At 71.6% G+C, this 15,990-nt stretch carries 8 protein-coding genes; all 8 read right to left on the minus strand.

The features are described from left to right. Positions 1–5: 5 nt before the first annotated feature. The 8 genes from IE278_RS00610 to IE278_RS00645 all read right to left on the minus strand — a co-directional run bounded on the left by IE278_RS00610 (position 6) and on the right by IE278_RS00645 (position 15,590). Positions 6–1,121 carry an SAM-dependent methyltransferase gene (locus IE278_RS00610; protein ID WP_189767592.1) on the minus strand — a complete coding sequence of 372 codons (1,116 nt, stop codon included), beginning with the start codon at positions 1,119–1,121 and terminating at the stop codon, positions 6–8. Continuing rightward, complete coding sequence (locus IE278_RS00615; protein WP_246569649.1) at positions 1,109–1,999, minus strand: thioesterase II family protein; 891 nt, start codon at positions 1,997–1,999, stop codon at positions 1,109–1,111. Before IE278_RS00615 ends, IE278_RS00610 begins: the two co-directional genes overlap by 13 nt. 19 nt (positions 2,000–2,018) lie before the next feature. After that, the gene (locus IE278_RS00620; RefSeq protein WP_189767593.1) at positions 2,019–10,100 is read right to left on the minus strand and encodes a type I polyketide synthase; all 8,082 of its coding nucleotides are present in this window, start codon (positions 10,098–10,100) and stop codon (positions 2,019–2,021) included. A gap of 11 nt (positions 10,101–10,111) precedes the next feature. Next, a complete protein-coding gene (locus tag IE278_RS00625; protein WP_189767595.1) occupies positions 10,112–11,911 on the minus strand; it encodes an amino acid adenylation domain-containing protein in 1,800 nt (599 codons plus the stop codon). Positions 11,912–11,918: 7 nt separating this feature from the next. Beyond that, a complete protein-coding gene (locus tag IE278_RS00630; RefSeq protein WP_189767597.1) occupies positions 11,919–13,889 on the minus strand; it encodes an aminotransferase class I/II-fold pyridoxal phosphate-dependent enzyme in 1,971 nt (656 codons plus the stop codon). Then, a complete protein-coding gene (locus tag IE278_RS00635; RefSeq protein ID WP_189767599.1) occupies positions 13,886–14,146 on the minus strand; it encodes an acyl carrier protein in 261 nt (86 codons plus the stop codon). Before IE278_RS00635 ends, IE278_RS00630 begins: the two co-directional genes overlap by 4 nt. Positions 14,147–14,225: 79 nt before the next feature. Then, positions 14,226–14,480 (minus strand): acyl carrier protein, encoded by a 255-nt coding sequence (locus tag IE278_RS00640; RefSeq protein WP_189767601.1) that lies wholly within the window; start codon positions 14,478–14,480, stop codon positions 14,226–14,228. Between the two features lie 96 nt (positions 14,481–14,576). Beyond that, positions 14,577–15,590 (minus strand): beta-ketoacyl-ACP synthase III, encoded by a 1,014-nt coding sequence (locus IE278_RS00645; RefSeq protein WP_189767603.1) that lies wholly within the window; start codon positions 15,588–15,590, stop codon positions 14,577–14,579. Positions 15,591–15,990 lie beyond the last annotated feature (400 nt).

Consider the following 15,990-nt stretch of genomic DNA (forward strand, 5'->3'; position numbering starts at 1 on the left):
GCCCGTCAGGCCTGAATGGGGGTGCCGTTGGTGCCGTCGGCGCCGTCGGCGCCGTTGGTCGCCACGAACACGCGGAACGGCTGTGTGGGGACGATCCCGGCGGCCCGGACGTCCGTGAAACCCGCCTTCTCCAGTTGGGCGACCAGTTCGTCCTCCCGGGGCAGCGGGCCGCCGAAGTCGGCGTACTCGAACCAGAGGTTGAGCACGTCCAGCCCGGCGTTGCCGCCGCCCTGGCACGACGAGGTGAGCAGCAGCCGGCCGCCGGGCGCCAGGAACGAGCGGGCCCGCTCCAGTACCTCGACGCGCTCGGCCTCGGGGAAGTAGTAGATGTTGTTGTGCAGGGTGACGAGATCGAACTGGGGCTGGAGTTCGAGGGTGCGCAGATCACCCTGGCGGGTCTCCACACGTCCGGTGAGCCCCCACTCGGCCATGTTGGCTGCCGCCCGCAGAGCCACCTCCGGCTGGAGGTCGACCGCGAGGGCCGTCAGGCGGGGGTTGAGCCGTGCGGCGTGGCGGACGTACGCCCCCGTCCCGCAGCCGATCTCCAGCAGCCGGACCGGGGTGGCGCGCTCCAGGTGCCGGTCGATCGCCTCCTGCACCATGCCCTGCAGCGCCAGAGAGGAACGGGCGATGACCGTACCGTCCTGGTCGCCGAGGGAGAAACGACGGCCCTCCTTGAGCATCCGCGGCGCGTCCAGCAGCGCGGGCACGTGGAAGCGCATGATCTCTTCGAGGGCGGCGGCCACCGCGTCGTTGCCCGCGTGGGCGAGGAGCTTGGCGGGGGTGCTCCTGAGCCGGTAGCACCCCTCACGCACGTCCAGTTCCCCGAGACGGACACCGGTGTCCAGCCAGACGCGCAGCCGCTCCCGGTCCTGGGGCACCTCCAGATACTCGACGAGGCTGTCCAGGTCGCAGGGCCGGACGGCCAGGCACTGGAGCACACCCGAGCCCGACGCGGACGCCAGGAACGCCGCCCGGTACAGGGGTGTGACCACCACGGTGGAGAGCGCCAGCAGCAGGGGGGTCCGCGGGTCCGTGACGACCTTCGCCACCGCCAGCGCATCCGTGATCGGTGCCTCCACCCGGTCCTTGACGGTCCTGGCCAGGCTCAGTAGATCCATGAGGGTTCCCTCTTCGCAGTGGGCGGACGGTCTCGCACGGCCGTTCCCGCATCCCCCGGCACGTCGAGGTGGCGGGCGAGTTCGGCACGGATCTCGCGCAGGAGGTACGGCCTGGACGGGCCGTTGAGGAAGAAGTGGTCGCCCTCCACGTGGTGGCGCAGGAGCGAGCCCCGGGTGTGGACGCGCCATGCCTCCATCTCGTGCGCGGGCGCGATCGGGTCACGAGTGGCGGAGAACGCGGTCATCGGGCAGCTCAGGGGGCGGCGCGGGGCCCACCGGTAGGTCTCGCAGACGGTGAGGTCGGCGCGCAGCACCGGCAGGCGCCGCTCCAGGTACGAACCGCCGATGGTGTCGTCGGCGCCCAGGCCCCCGAGATCGCGTACCAGCTGCCGCAGCTCCGCGTCGGAGAGCGTGTGGTCGCGACGGTCCCCGTACAGGTGCGGTGCCCTGCTCCCCGACACGAACAGGTGCGCCGGCTCGGCCAGGCCGCGGTCCCGCAGTTCGTGTGCGACCTCGTAGGCGAGCAGCGCTCCCATGCTGTGCCCGAACAGGGCGTAGTCATGAGCGAGTTCGTGCTCCATCAACGCGTCCGTGAGATCCGCGACCAGAGCGCCCATGCCGGTGTACGGCGCCTCCCGTACGCGCAGTCCCCGGCCGGGCAGGAGGACGGGAACGACGTGCACCGGGTCGCCGAGGTGCGCCGCCCAGTTCCGGTAGACGGACGGTGTGCCGCCCGCGTACGGGAGACAGACGAGACGCAGTGGCGCGGCGCCCGCACGAGCAGGTGTGGCCGTGCTCGGGCCGAAGCCGGGGAACCAGCCGGCCGTGGGTGGTCGTGGAGCCGAGGGCCCTCTCCCCGACCGCTCGATGGTGTGCACGTGGATCCTCCCGGTCGGGTCAGCGGATGACGAGCGCGCGCCCCTCCGGCGAGTCCAGCCAGGCCAGCGTCAGCGCGATGCCCTCCTCGAAGCCCACCTCGCTCTTGAACCCGAAGTCGTCGCGCGCCCGGTCGATGGCGTAGGACTGATCACGGTCGAAGAGATGGACGGCGTGGCGGGTGAGCACGGGGCGGGACTTGATCCCCAGGGCGCCGTAGAGCCTCTCGGACACCGTGGCCACGCCCCGGGCCACCGGGGTCGGCAGGCTGAACGCGGGAGGCCTCACGCCCAGACCGCGGGCCAGTGCCTCCACGTACTCCCGCCATGTCGTCGGATCGGGGTCCCGCATGTTGTACGCCTTGCCGACCGCGGTCTCCGACGTGCACGCGGCGATCATCCCGTCGACGAGATTGCCCACATAGACGAGACCCGCCGGTACGGCACCCCCGCGGACGTAGACCATCTGCCGGCTCAGCAGCAGCGTCGCGATCTCGATCACGAAGTCCTTGCTGCGCGGCCCGTAGACCGACACCGGCCGCACGACGGTGACGGGCAGCCCGGTCCGTTCGGCGGCCTGCCGCACGGCGCGTTCCCCCAGCAACTTGCTGCGGTTGTACGGGAGTCCGATGTCCTTGGGCTCCGCGCTCTCGTCGCAGGGGGTGACCGGATAGCCGTACACGTCGGTGGTGCTGAGGTGGACGAGGCGCTCCACGGTCCCCGCGTGGTGGGCGGCCTCGACGAGGTTGCGGCTGCCGTCGACGTTGACGCGCCTGAACTCCTCCCACGGGCCCCAGTCGGCCGACAGGCCCGCACAGTTGTAGACGTGCCGGACACCCGAGGTGGCGCGGCGCAGGCTCTCCCGGTCGTTCAGGTCACCGACCGCCACTTCGACGTCCACCCCTGCGAAGGCGGAGCGGTCGCTGCCCTCGCGCACCAACACCCGTACCCGGTGGCTGTGTTCGGTCAGCCGGCGTGTCAGATGACCGCCGATGAACCCGCTCGCGCCGGTGACCAGCACGTCGGCGGCGGAGTCCCCGGCCGGTCCGGGGTGAGACGTGGGTGAGGGAAGGGGAGCGGTCGGACGTAGGGCCGCGGGCACATGCTCCGCGGGGCCGGGGGAGGGGGGTGTGTGGGTGTGTTCCGACATGGCTCGTCCCAGGAGGTCGAGGGAGTGTTCCAGGTCTTCTTCGGTGTGGTCCGCGTTGACGAAGAAGCGCAGCCGGCACTCGTCGCGTGCGACGGCCGGATAGCCGATCGGCATGACGTTCACGCCCCGCTCCAGCAGGGAGTTGGAGAGCGCCATCGTCTTCTCCCAGTCGCCGATGACGACCGGGATCACCGCCGACGCACGCGACACACCGACGTCGAAGCCGCGCGCGCGGGCCGAGTCGCGGAAGTGCTCGGCGAGCCGCCGCACCCGGGCCACGCGCTGCGGCTCGTCCCTGACGACCCGGATGGCCTCCAGGGCGGCGGCCGTGTTCGCCGGTGAGATACCGGTGCTGAAGATGTGCAGCGGAGCGGTGAACCGGAGGTACTCGATGATCGGTTCGCGGGCCGCGATGTAACCGCCGAGGCTGCCGAGCGCCTTGCTCAGCGTGCCCATCCACAGATCCACGTCACCGCGGTCGACGCCGAAGTACTCGCCGATGCCGCGGCCCGTCCGCCCCAGGACACCGATCGAGTGGGCCTCGTCGATCATCAGCATCGCGCCGTGGCGCTTCTTCACCTCGATGAACCTGCGCAGATCGGGCAGGTCACCGTCCTGGCTGTACGCGCCCTCGATGAGGACCAGGGCCCGCCGGTGCTGCGAGCGGAGCGCACCCAGCGTCGAGTCCAGCGCCCGCCAGTCGTTGTGCGGGAAGGGCCGGCGCCGGGCCCCTGAGAGCATGCAGCCGCGCAGCGCGCTGTCGTGGATCCACTCGTCGTGCAGGACCAGGTCCTCGGGCCCGAAGAGGTGCCCGATGGTCGCCACGTTCGTCGCATGGCCCCCGGCGAAGACGATCGCGGCCTCCGTGCCGAGGAACGAGGCGATCTCGGCGTCCAGTTCGTGGTGCAGGGGCGTCTCGCCGAACAGCAGGGGCGTGGCCGAACTGGAGGTGCCGTACCGGTCGATGGCCTCCTGCGCGGCCCTGCGCACCCGCGGGTGGTGCGACAGCGCGAGGTAGTTGAAGGAGGAGAAGTTGACGACCGGGCGGCCGTCGAGCGAGATCCGGCCGGAGTTGTGGCCCTCGTGGATCCGGCCGTACGGGTTCGAACCGCTCGCCGTTGTCTGGCGGAGGCGGCCCTGCAGTTCCGCGTACTCGGCCCACTCCTCGAACACGCGCTCCTGCTTCACCCGGGGACGGTCGCCGTCCGCCCGACGTGCGGGCCCCGTCGGCGCGGCGGGCCGTGGACCGTCGACGGCGGCCGGGGGAGTGCCGGGCCCGGGGGCCGGGGGCCGGTCACGGGTGTCCAGCAGAGCCACCAACTGGCCGACGGTCGGATCCTCGGGCACCGACTCCCGGTACCTGTCCAGCTGTTCGGGGAACCGGCGGGCGAGGGCGCGTTCGAGCTCGGTGCGCATCAGCGAGTCGAAGCCCAGGTCCGTGCCCAGCCGTGCGTCCAGGGGGATCTGCTCGGGCGGGAAGGCGCAGGCCCGCGCCACGTGGTCGACGACCTCGGTGCGGACCTCGCCTCCGGCGGAGGCCGGGGTGACGGGGGCGGCGGGGGTGAGGGGGGTGACGGGACTGTCGAGGGCCGCGGGGGTGGTGGGGGCGGCCTGTGTCTGGCCGTGATCCGCGAAGCCGTTCTGTGCGGGACCGCTCGGCGCCGACGCCGGGGCGGGTGTCGATGCCGACGCAGCCCTCGATGCTGCTGACTCGGACAACGGCTTCGATGAGAACCAGTACCGCTGCCCTTCGAGGACCGCGTGCGGTACCGGTATACGTGGCCTGCGCGCGCCCTCGTCCAGTGCGGCCCAGTCCACGGACCCGCCCGCGCAGTGCAGTCGGCCGAGCGACTGGAGAAGCGTCTGCCAGTCACCGTCACCCGCGGGGCCACCACGCGTGCGGCGCAGGGAGGGCAGCCACAGCACCGACTCCTCGTCGTCCGGCCCGGTCATGGTGCGTGCCATGGTGAGGAGCGTCGGATGCGGGCCGATCTCCACGAAGGCATCGCAGCCGAGGCGACGCAGCGTCGCGAAACCGTCACCGAAACGCACCGGGCCCACCATGTGCCGCGCCCAGTCGTCGGCCCCGACCGGCCCGGTGACCTGTTCACCCGTGGCGTCGAAGACCCAGGGAATCTGCGGCGGTTGGAACGCGACACCGTCGGCCGCGGCGCGCAGCGGCCCGGCCGCACCCGCCATCAGCGGGGAGTGGAAGGCGTGCGACACCGCGAGCGGCCTGACGACGACCGCCTGACCTTCCAGCCGCGCGCGTACCGCGTCGATCTCCGTACGGGGTCCGGACAGCACCAGATGCCCGGGGGCGTTGACGGCGGCGATCGCGACGGAGTCCTCGGCGCCGGCCGCGGCGCGGATGGTCTCCGCGTCCCCGGCACAGGCGATCATCGCGCCCTCGCCGGGCTGCTCGGACATGTGCCTGCCCCGCACCACGGCCAGTGTCAGGGCGTCCTCCAGGGACATCACCCCGGCGACACAGGCGGCGCCGTACGCCCCGATGCTGTGCCCGAGCAGAGCGGTCGGCCGCACACCCAGCGAGATCCACAGCTCGGCGAGCGCGACCTCCAGTGCCACCAGCGCGGCCTGGCAGTACCGGGTGCTCGCCAGCCGGTCGGCCGACCCCTCACCGAACAGCAGCTCCGTCAGCGGGACGCCCAGGTGGGGTCGCAGGACGCGGTCGGCGCGTTCGAGGGTGCGGGCGAACCCGCTGTGCGTGTCGTACAGCCCCTTGCCCATGCCCGTGTACTGGGTGCCCTGGCCGCTGAAGAGGAACGCGACCTTCGGCGCCCGTCCCGGCCGGGTCCGGCCGCGCACCACGGCGGTCGACGGTCCGCCGCGGGCCAGCGCGTCGAGCGCGGTGTCGAACGCCTCCTGGGAACCGCCGGTGACGACCGCCCGGAAGGCGAGCCGGGCCCGGCCGGTGTTGGCGGTGTGGCAGAGTTCCGCGAGTTCCGCGTCGGGGTGGGCGGCCAGGTGCGTACGCCAGCGCTGGGCCAGGGTGGTGAGGGCCGTCGGGGTGTGCGCCGACAGGCACAGGGCGTGGGTGGGCCGCTTCGGGGCCACCGCGTCGAGCGGATCCGGCTCGGGCGCCGATTCCAGCACCACGTGCGCGTTCGCCCCGCCGAACCCGAACGAACTGACCCCGGCCCGTACGCTGCCGGTGTCCGGCAGGCCGGTGAGCCGGGTCGGCACGTCGAGTCCGGCGTCTTCCCAGGCCAGGCGGCGGTTCGGGGTACGCAGGTGGAGCGTCGGCGGAACCTGGCGGTGCCGTACGACGAGGGCCGCCTTGATGAGCCCGGCGATGCCCGCGGCCGACTCCAGGTGGCCGATGTTGGTCTTGACCGACCCCACCAGGCAGCGGCTGCCCTCGGGCCGGCCGCTGCCGTAGGCGGCCGCGAGGCCCTCCCATTCGACAGGGTCGCCCAGTGAGGTGCCGGTGCCGTGCGCCTCCACGTAGTCGATGTCGGAACCGCTCAGACCCGCCTGGGCCAGGGCCCGTTCGATCACGGAGCGCTGGGCCGAACCCCTCGGCGCCGTCAGGCCGTTGCTCCTGCCGCCGTGGGCGGTGGCCGACCCGCGGATCACGGCGTGGACCGGGTCACCGTCGGCGAGCGCCGCGGAGAGCGGCTTGAGGAGGACGAGGCCCACGCCCTCACCGCGTACGTAGCCGTTCGCCGAGTCGTCGAACGTACGGCACCGGCCGTCCGGGGAGAGCATGTCGCCCTGGGCGAACGCCACCGAGAGGCCCGGCGAGATCAGGAGGTTGACCCCGCCGGCCAGGGCCGTGTCGCACTCGCCGCGCCGCATGCTCTCGCAGGCGAGGTGCACCGCGAGCAACGACGACGAGCACGCGGTGTCCACCGCGAGACTCGGCCCGCGCAGATCGAGGGTGTACGACAGCCTGTTCGCCGCGATGGAGTGCGCGTTGCCGGTCGCCGCGTGGACGTCGATCGTGTCCAGGCGGCTCATCTGCAGTTCGGAGTAGTCATGGCTGCTGATGCCGACGAACACACCGGTCGCGCTGCCCGACAGCCCGGTCGGATCGAGGCCAGCGTCCTCCACGGTCTGCCAGGCGGTCTCCAGGAGCAGCCGCTGCTGGGGGTCCATCCGCGCCGCCTCCCGGGCGGACAGGCCGAAGAAGCGGGCGTCGAACTCGTCCACGCGATCGACGAAGCCGCCGAACGCGGGCGCGTCCACCTGCTCGGTGGCCCAACGGCCGCCCGGGACCCCGGTGATCGCGTCGCGTCCGTCCACCAGGAGCCGCCAGTAGCTGTCCGGGTCCGGGGCTCCCGGGAAACGGCACCCCATGCCGATGACGGCGATGGGCTCGTGCTCGGGGTCCTGCCGCGGCGACGGTTGCCGCAACAGTCGCGGCTGGGGCTGGGGCTGGGGCTGTGACTGGGGCTGGGATTGCGGTGGCGGGGCCGCCGCCGTCGAGATGGCCGCGCTTGCGGAGGCTGCTGCCCCTGCCGAGGCCAGGGTGTCCGCCGAGGCCGCCGGGCCCGCCACGCGCCCGGCGGCACCGACGTGGGCCGCGACGGCCCGGATGGTCGGGTGCTCGAAAGCGGTGCCCGTGCTCATCTCGCGCCCTGTCCTCGCGCCGAGTTCCGCGAGGATCGCCACGGCCTGCTTCGAGTCCAGACCCAACGACGCCATGGGCCTGGTGACGTCGACCGAGGCGGCGGACAGGCCGAGGCGCGTCGCCACCTCCTCGACCAGCCAGGCCTCGACGGCCGCAGCGTCCCAACTGGGTTCCTCGACCGTTTCCTCGCCGGGGTCCTCGCCGAGAAACAGGCTGATCAGGGTGTCGACCCTTGGACGTGTCAGCAGCACGCCCACGGGGATCCGGGTGCCGAGCCGCTCCTCCAGGGCACGTACGGCGGTGAGGAGCGCCGGGTAGTCCAGGTCCAGTTCGAGGAAGGTCCAACCGGTGACGTCCGGTGGTTCGGCCGTCGCCGGGACACCCGTCAGGACCTCGGTGACCGCGTCCACCACCCGCTGCCGGCGCCCGGCGGCGGACAGGCCGGCGAGGCCCCCCGCGGGGAGGGGTGTCGCGGGGTCCCTCGTGACGCTGGCCGCCACCACGGTGAGTCCGAGGCCCAGGAAGTCCCGCTTGCACGCCTGCCGTTGGATCTTGCCGCTGGTCGTCCTGTGAACCGTCGACCTCTTGAGGAGGACGACGGCGTGGGGTGTCACGTCGTGCTCCTCGGCGATCGCCGCGCGCAGCTTCGCCAGGAGCGCCGGCGCCCCGTCGAGGCGCCTGCTCTCGACCTCGTGCACGACGACGAGTTCCTCGGCGCCGTCGACCTCGATCGAGAAGGCCGCGCCCGAACCCGCCCGGACCGCCTCGTCGGCCCGCTCGACGGTGAGTTCGACGTCCTGCGGGTAGTGGTTGCGGCCCTGCACGATGACGACGTCCTTGATACGGCCGACGACGTGCAGATGGCCGCCCTTCAGGAAGCCGAGATCGCCGGTGCGCAGGAAGGGCGTGGGCCCTTCGCCCTCGATACGGGCCCGGAAGGTGGCCTCGCTGGCCTCGGGGCGGCCCCAGTACCCGTGCGCCACGCTCCCGCCCGCGATCCAGATCTCACCGATGTGCCCCTCGGAGTCGATCCGCCGTCGGGTGCCGGGGTCGACGACGGCGACGTCCACCCCGTCGACGGCGGGGCCGCAGCCGACCAGCCGGACCGCCCGCCCGCTCCGCGCCCCGGCGGCCTCGGGCGTGGCTGCGTCGGGCATGGCGGTGTCGGGTACAGCCGCGTCGGGTACGGGTTCGGCGACCCCCGCGCCCAGGGCGGCGGACGCGAACGCGCCGACCGGTGGCGGTTCGTGCGCGCCGACCCCCGTCACCATCAGCGTCGCCTCCGCGAGGCCGTAGCAGGGCAGCAGGGCACGGCGTTCGAAGCCGCAGGCCGCGAACCGTTCGGTGAACTGGTCGAGGGTGTCGGCGCGTACCGGCTCGGCGCCGTTCAGCGCCAGCCTCCAGTGGCTCAGGTCAAGCCCGTCCCGCTGCTCGTCCGTGATCCGGCGTACGCAGTGCTCGAAGCCGAAGTTGGGGGCCACGCTGGTGGACGCCCGGGTCCGCGACAGCGTCTCCAGCCACAGCAGCGGCTGCCGTACGAACGACATCGCGGACATGAGGTGGGCGGGAAAGCCGCCGTACAGGGGCGTGAGGATGCCGCCGATGAGACCCATGTCGTGGTACGGGGGCAGCCAGGACACCATGCCCGACCCGGCGTCGTGCTCCAGCCTGCGGTGGATCGAACGGAGGTTGTGCAGCAGGTTGCCGTTGCTGACCATCACGCCCTTGGGCGACGAGGTCGAGCCGGACGTGTACTGGAGGAAGGCCGTCGCATCGCTCCCGACCACGGGCTCGTGCCAGGTGTCGGCTCCGTCGGTGCCCAGCTCGGACAGCGCCAGCCAGCGCAGACCGGCGAGCCCGAGCGAGTCCATCTCGCGTCGTTTCGTGGCCGCGAAGCGCGACAGGGCCCCGGTCGTGAGGGCGTGGGTGGCCCCGGAGTCCCGGGCGATGGCCGCGAGACGGGGCATGGTCTGGCCGAAGCGCCGGGTGTCCGGCGGGTAGGCGGGTACGGCGACGGCTCCCGCGTACAGGCAGCCGAGGAAGCCGGCGATGTAGTCGAGCCCCGGGGGATGGAGCAGCAGGACCGGTTCGCCCGTGAGGCCTTCGCTCTGGAGGAGTGCGGCCACGGCCCGGGTGCGCAGGTCGAGCTCGCGGTAGTTCCACGACGTGCCTTCTTCGGCCCTTTCGGCCTCTTCCGTGCTGCCTGCGTCGGCGCGGCCCGTATCGGTTCCGGTGAGGAAACGGTAGGCGAGCGCGTCCGGACGGTGTTCGAGATGGTGGCGCAGCAGCCCGGCGACGGTCTTCGGCTCTTTCCCCTGCCAGGGTTGCCAGGGGGTCTCGTGGGGATCCTGGTTCATGAGCGTCTCCGTCATTTGCCGGGTACGGCCTGCGCGTGCAGGACATGCGCGTGCCGGACAGAGCCGGCCGTCCCGCTGCCCAGGCGGTGGTAGTCGGTCTTGCCGTTGGCGTTGCGCGGCAGTTCGTCGAGGCAGCCGGCCAGGTGGGGCAGCATGTAGCGGGGCAGGTGCTGTGCGCAGTGCCGTTTGATCTCGATGAGGTTCGGCCTGCGGGCCCCCGGAACGAGGGTGTAGTAGAGGGCGATCCGCGGCTCCGTGCCCTGTGTGTCCACGACCACGGCGGCGGACGCGACGGCCGGGTGCTTGAGCGCGGTGGCCTCGATCTCGCCCAACTCCACGCGGTAGCCGGAGAGTTTGACCATCCGGTCACGGCGCCCGCGGTAGACGAGGCGGTCCCCCTCGTAGCTCACCAGGTCGCCGGTGGCGTGGCGGCCTCTTTCATGTCCGACCGCGGTGGGTCCGCAGGTGGCGTCTCCGGCGTCGGCCGCAGGTGACTTCCCACGCCAGTAGCCGGGAGTCACGCAGTCACCCTCGACGATCAACTCACCGAACGCCTCGGGCCCGTGCAGCGTGTGTCCGTCCTCGTCGACCACGGACACACGGGCGCCGGGAACCGGCGTGCCGATCGGTACGGGCTCGTCCCGACCGAGGTCCTCCGCACGGACCCGGTGATACGTGCAGACGTTGGTCTCGGTCGGCCCGTACAGGTTGTAGAGCGCCGTCTCCTCAGGGAGCAGGGCCGCCAGTGAACGCAACTGCCCGATCGGGTACACCTCGCCCGCGAAGAGGACGTACCGCAGGGTGCGGACCGTGTCCGGGGTGAGCGCACCCGAGCGGGTCAGGAGGTTCAGCACGGAGGGCACGGAGTACCACACCGTGACGCCGTGCTCGCGTATCCCCCTGGCCAGCGCCCCGACGTCGCGTGCCCGGTCGTCGGCGACGATCCAGACACCGGCGCCCACCGACAGCGCGGTGAAGAGGTCGAAGGTCGACAGGTCGAAGTTGAAGGAGGCGTGGTTGGCGAAGACGTCGTCCGGTCCCACGGTCAGTTCGGTACGCGCCCAGCGGATGAAGTTCGCCAGGTTCCGGTAGGAGATCCGCACCCCTTTCGGCGTACCGGTCGAGCCGGAGGTGTAGAGGATCGCGGCGAGGTCGTCGCGATCCGGCATGGGTGGAAAGCGATCGTGGTCCGCTGTCGCCGCCACGGTCGTCTCCGCTACCGCCGCCTCCGCTACCGCCGTCTCCGTCTCCGCCGTGAGGTCGGCCCACGTGCGGATCGGTGTCGCGTACCTCGCCGTCGTCCCGGCTGTGGCACGGTCGTCGCGTACCTTGCCCGAGTCGTCCTCGGCGACCACGATCGCCCTTACGCAGGAGGGCAGTTCACGGTCCGTGAGCAGTTCCAGGTGGCGGTGGTCGGTGAAGAGCACGACGGGTTCGCAGTCCGTGAGGATGTGCTCCACGCGTGCGGGCGGCTGACCCCCGTCGAGCGGCACGTACGCGCAACCGGCCCTCAGGATCGCGAGGATGGCCTCGGCGTAGCGTGGCGTCTTGTCCATCCAGACGGCCACCCGGTCACCGAGCGCCGCGCCGAGCCCGAGCAGACCGGACGCGACGGCCGTGACGTCCACCTCCAACTGGCCGTAAGAGATGGGCCGTTCGCCGACGAAGGCAGGCCGGGTCGCCTGCGCGGGGGACAGCGGCAGCGACCACCGGATCAGCGAGGTGTCGTCGGAGTCGTCCGGAACGGCACCGGGGCCGGGCGAGGAGGAACCGCGGCCGTGCGGTACGCGCGTCAGGGCTGCTTCCGTCATCGCCGCCTCACCCCGCCGACGGCAGGACACCGACCTCGCGGGCGGCCTCGACGAAGATGCCCGCGGCGGTCTCCAGATCCTCGGGGGTGTGCTCCGAGGTGACGCTGACCCGCAGGCGCGCGTCACCGAGCGGCACGCCCGGGAACACCACCGTCTGGCAGTAGAGCCCCCTCGCGCGGACCGCGCGGCCCAGCTCCATCGCCTTGCGTTCGTCGCCGACGACCAGGGGAAGGATCGCGCTGCGGGTGTTCTCCAGATCGAAGCCGGCGTCCGCCAACTGGCTCCGCAGCAGACGGATGTTGTGCCACAGCTTCGTGATGCGTTCGGGCTCCGACTCGATGACGTCGATGGACGCGATCAGCCCGGCGGCGACACCCGCGGGGATGTTCGCGGCGAAGACGTACGAGTTCGAGTAGAAGCGGAGGTACTCGACGACCTCCTCGTCGCCGACGACGAACCCGCCCATGCCCGCGAGCGTCTTGCTCATCGTGCCGAGTTCGAGGTCGACCTCACCCTTCAGGCCGAAGTGTTCGGCCGTTCCCGAGCCGCGCCGGCCGAGTACGCCGGTGGAGTGCGCGTCGTCGATCATGACCCTGGCGCCGTGCTCCTTGGCCAGCCGGACGATCTCGGGCAGGTCGCAGATGTCGCCGTGCATGCTGAACACGCCGTCGGCCACGATGAGTTTGCCGCCGGGATCCTCGTCGCAGCGCTTCAGGATGCGCTCAAGGTCGGCCATGTCGTTGTGCTGGTAGATCCTGCGGGTGGCGCCGGAGAGCCGGGCTCCGTCGACGATGCTCATGTGGTTGAGCTTGTCGACGACGACGGTGTCGTAACTCTTGACCAGTGCGGAGATCGCGCCGATGTTCGCCGCGTAGCCGCCGGGATAGACGATGCAGGCCGACCGCTGCTTGAAGGCCGCGAGGCGCCGCTCCAGTTCCTTGTGGAGCATGTTGGTCCCGCCGATGAACCGGGAACCGGTGTGGGTGGCCCCGTACCGCCGCGTGGCGTCGCAGACGGCCTCGATCACCTTGGGGTGGTTGGCCAGGCCCAGGTAGTTGTTCGAGGCGAACATCAGGAACTCGCGTTCGAGGCCCTCCAGTTCGTCGAAGATGACGGCCCGGTTGGAGCAGCGGGAGTGCAGCGGCATGCCGTACCAGTAGAGCCGCTCGGCCTCGCGCCGCCGCAGGTACCTGCCGAAGCTGCGGGTCTTGGCGAAGAGGTCGCCGTCGCGTTCCTCCACGAAGTCCTTCATGGACCGGCTGTCCCAGGCCGAGCCCGGGTCGTCCACGGCGCGCCCGTCAGCGGCGCGTCCGTCCGTGGCACGCTCGTCCGGGACCGGCGACGCACCCCGACCGGAACCCGGACGGGTGAGCGACTGATCCACCCGGCGCGTGTCCTCGTGGTACGGACGCAGGGCCTCCACCAACTCGTCCAGGGAGGTCGCGGTGACGGTGCCCGCCAGGTCGGGCGGAAGTCCGAGCTCACGTGCGGCGTCGGCCACGATCGAGGCCAGCACCACCGAGTCGATGCCCAGCTCGCTCTCGAAGTCGGCGCCGAGGGCCAGCTGACTTCGCTGGTACTGGGTGTGCCGCATGGTGGTGGTGACGACCGTCTCCAGGAGCGGGCCGCCCGGCGCCGCGGTGTGCGCCGGCCCCGGGACATCGGCAGCGGGGGCCTGGCAGGCCCGTTCGACCGCGCGGACGAGGTCGCCGACCGTGACGAGGCCGGACGGCAGCGGCGCCACCAGCGAGAACTGCTCCTTCACCGAGGCCAGGATCGACTCGAAGATGACCGAGTCGATACCGAGTTCCGCCTCGAAGTGGCTGTCGGGGAGCAGGTAGGACTCGTCGTACAGCGTGCGTGAGGCGATGATGTCGACGACCTGACGCCGGACGCCGCCGGCGTCCTCGCCGACCCGGCCGTCCCGCCCGACCTCGCTGTGCCGGCCGTTCCGCCTGTCCCCAGTGACGTTCGTCATCGGACGGTTTCTCCCTCTCGCCGCAGCCGCTCGACCAGCGCCGCCATCGTGTCCACCGTCCGGAAGTTCGCCGGGGAGATCTCCCGCAGAGGCACGGTGATACGGAAGTCGTCCTGCATGTAGTGCACGAGGTCGAAGATCCCGGCCGAGTCGATGATGTTGAGCTCGGCGAGGGGGACCTGCGCGTCGAGGCCCTCGGCGTCACCGTCGAGCCACACACCGGCGATGTAGTTGATGATTGACTGCTGGGTGCTCATGGTCGTCCTCGGCTCGTTTCCGGCGGACTGTGGCCCGACTGGACCTGGCTGGACCTGACTGGGTCTGGCGGCGGCCTGGTTACGGCCCGGTGGGGACCTCGGCGGACGCGAGGCGCTCGATCAGGTCGGCGACCTGCGTGATCGTGTCCCCGGGAGACGCGGCGTCGTCACCGACCTGCACGCCGAAGTCCGACTGGATGACGAGCAGCAGCTCGACGAGGAACAACGAGTCCATGTCCAGGTCCTCGAACGTGGTACCGGGCCCGATCTCCGCGCGGTCCACCTCGAAACGGTCGACCAGGAGATCGACCAGCCTGCCGTACATCGCGCTCATACGTACCTCACGCTCATGCCGTGTGCTCCTTCCGCCGTGCTCGTTCGCGCGTGTGCGTGTTCGTGTCTGTGCTCGTGCGGGTGCTCATGTGTGTGCTCACGCTCGTGCCGGGTCCAGGTCCGGCCAGGTCAGTACCGCGGACCCCCAGGTGAGCCCTCCGCCGAACGCGGTGAGCAGCATCCGCCCGCCCGGCCGCAGCGCGCCTTCGGTGTGTGCCTGGTCGAGGGCGAGTGGGATCGAGGCCGCCGCGGTGTTCCCGACCTCGGCGATGTTGCTGACACAGCGCTCCCTGGGAATGCCGAGGTCGTCGGCGACATGGTTGGTGATCCGCAGATTCGCCTGATGGCTCACCAGATGGTCGACGTCCCGGGCCCGCCAGCCCGCCCGGGCGAGGACCGTGCGGGCCGATCCGGTCATCCGCAGGACCGCGTGCCGGAAGACCTCCTTGCCCGACATGGCGAAGTACCGTTCGCCTGCCGCCGGTGCCAGCCCGGACAGCCGCTGGCGTGATCCGCCGGCGGGTACGGTGATCAGGTCCTCGCCCGCCCCGTCGCTCCCCAGGTCGAACGGACCGAGCGCACCGGGCTCCGCCGGATCTCCGGAGCGCAGTACGACGGCTCCGGCGCCGTCCCCGAAGATCACAGCCGTGGACCGGTCCTCGGGATCGAGCAGGGTGGAGAACGTCTCCGCGCCGATCACCAGTACGCGGTCCGCGACGCCCGCGGAGATGAGTCCCGCCGCGGTCGCCAGCCCGTACACGAAGCCGGTGCAGACGGCGGACACGTCGTAGGCGGCCGTTCCCCTCATCCCGAGCCGGGCGGCCACCACGGGGGCGGTCGCCGGACAGGGGCGGTCCGGGGTGGTCGTCGCGACGAGCACCGTGTCCACGGTGGAGACGCCCGCGCTCTTCAGGGCTCTCTCGCCCGCCCCGACGGCCAGATCGGAGGTGGCCGTGCCGCGCTCGGCGAAGTACCGCTGCTCGATGCCTGTGCGCGAGCGGATCCATTCCTCGGAGCTGTCCAGACCGGCGGCCAGTTCGTCGTTCGGGACGGCCCTGGGCGGCAGGCAGCTGCCGACTCCCGTCAGCACGGCGGCCCGGCCCCGGCTCATCGGACACCGTCCTGGCCGCGCCGGCCGGGGCGGTCACCGGTGCAGTGTCGAGGTGCCGGTCGGTCGCGAAGACGTGCAACCACGCGAGTGCTCCTCGTCTCCCGGACGGCCATGTCCTCCGGCCGGCCATGTCGTGCGGACGGTCATGTGTTTCGGACGGCCATGTCGTGCGGACTGTCACGGGTGATGTCCGGTCATGTGTTCCGGGCGTTCATGGGTGATGTCCGGGCCGAGTCTGGTCCGAGGGGCTGACCGATGGCTGACGAGGCACTGACCGATGACTGACACAGCACCACTCCGGCGGCGGGCGCCGCCCGTCAGCGCACGGTCAGCCATCGGTCAGCGGGCGGTCAGCCCCCGCGCCCACACTCGATGACGACCAGGCCCTGTCCGGTCGATC

The organism is Streptomyces tauricus (genome assembly GCF_014650955.1).
Taxonomy (GTDB): domain Bacteria; phylum Actinomycetota; class Actinomycetes; order Streptomycetales; family Streptomycetaceae; genus Streptomyces; species Streptomyces tauricus.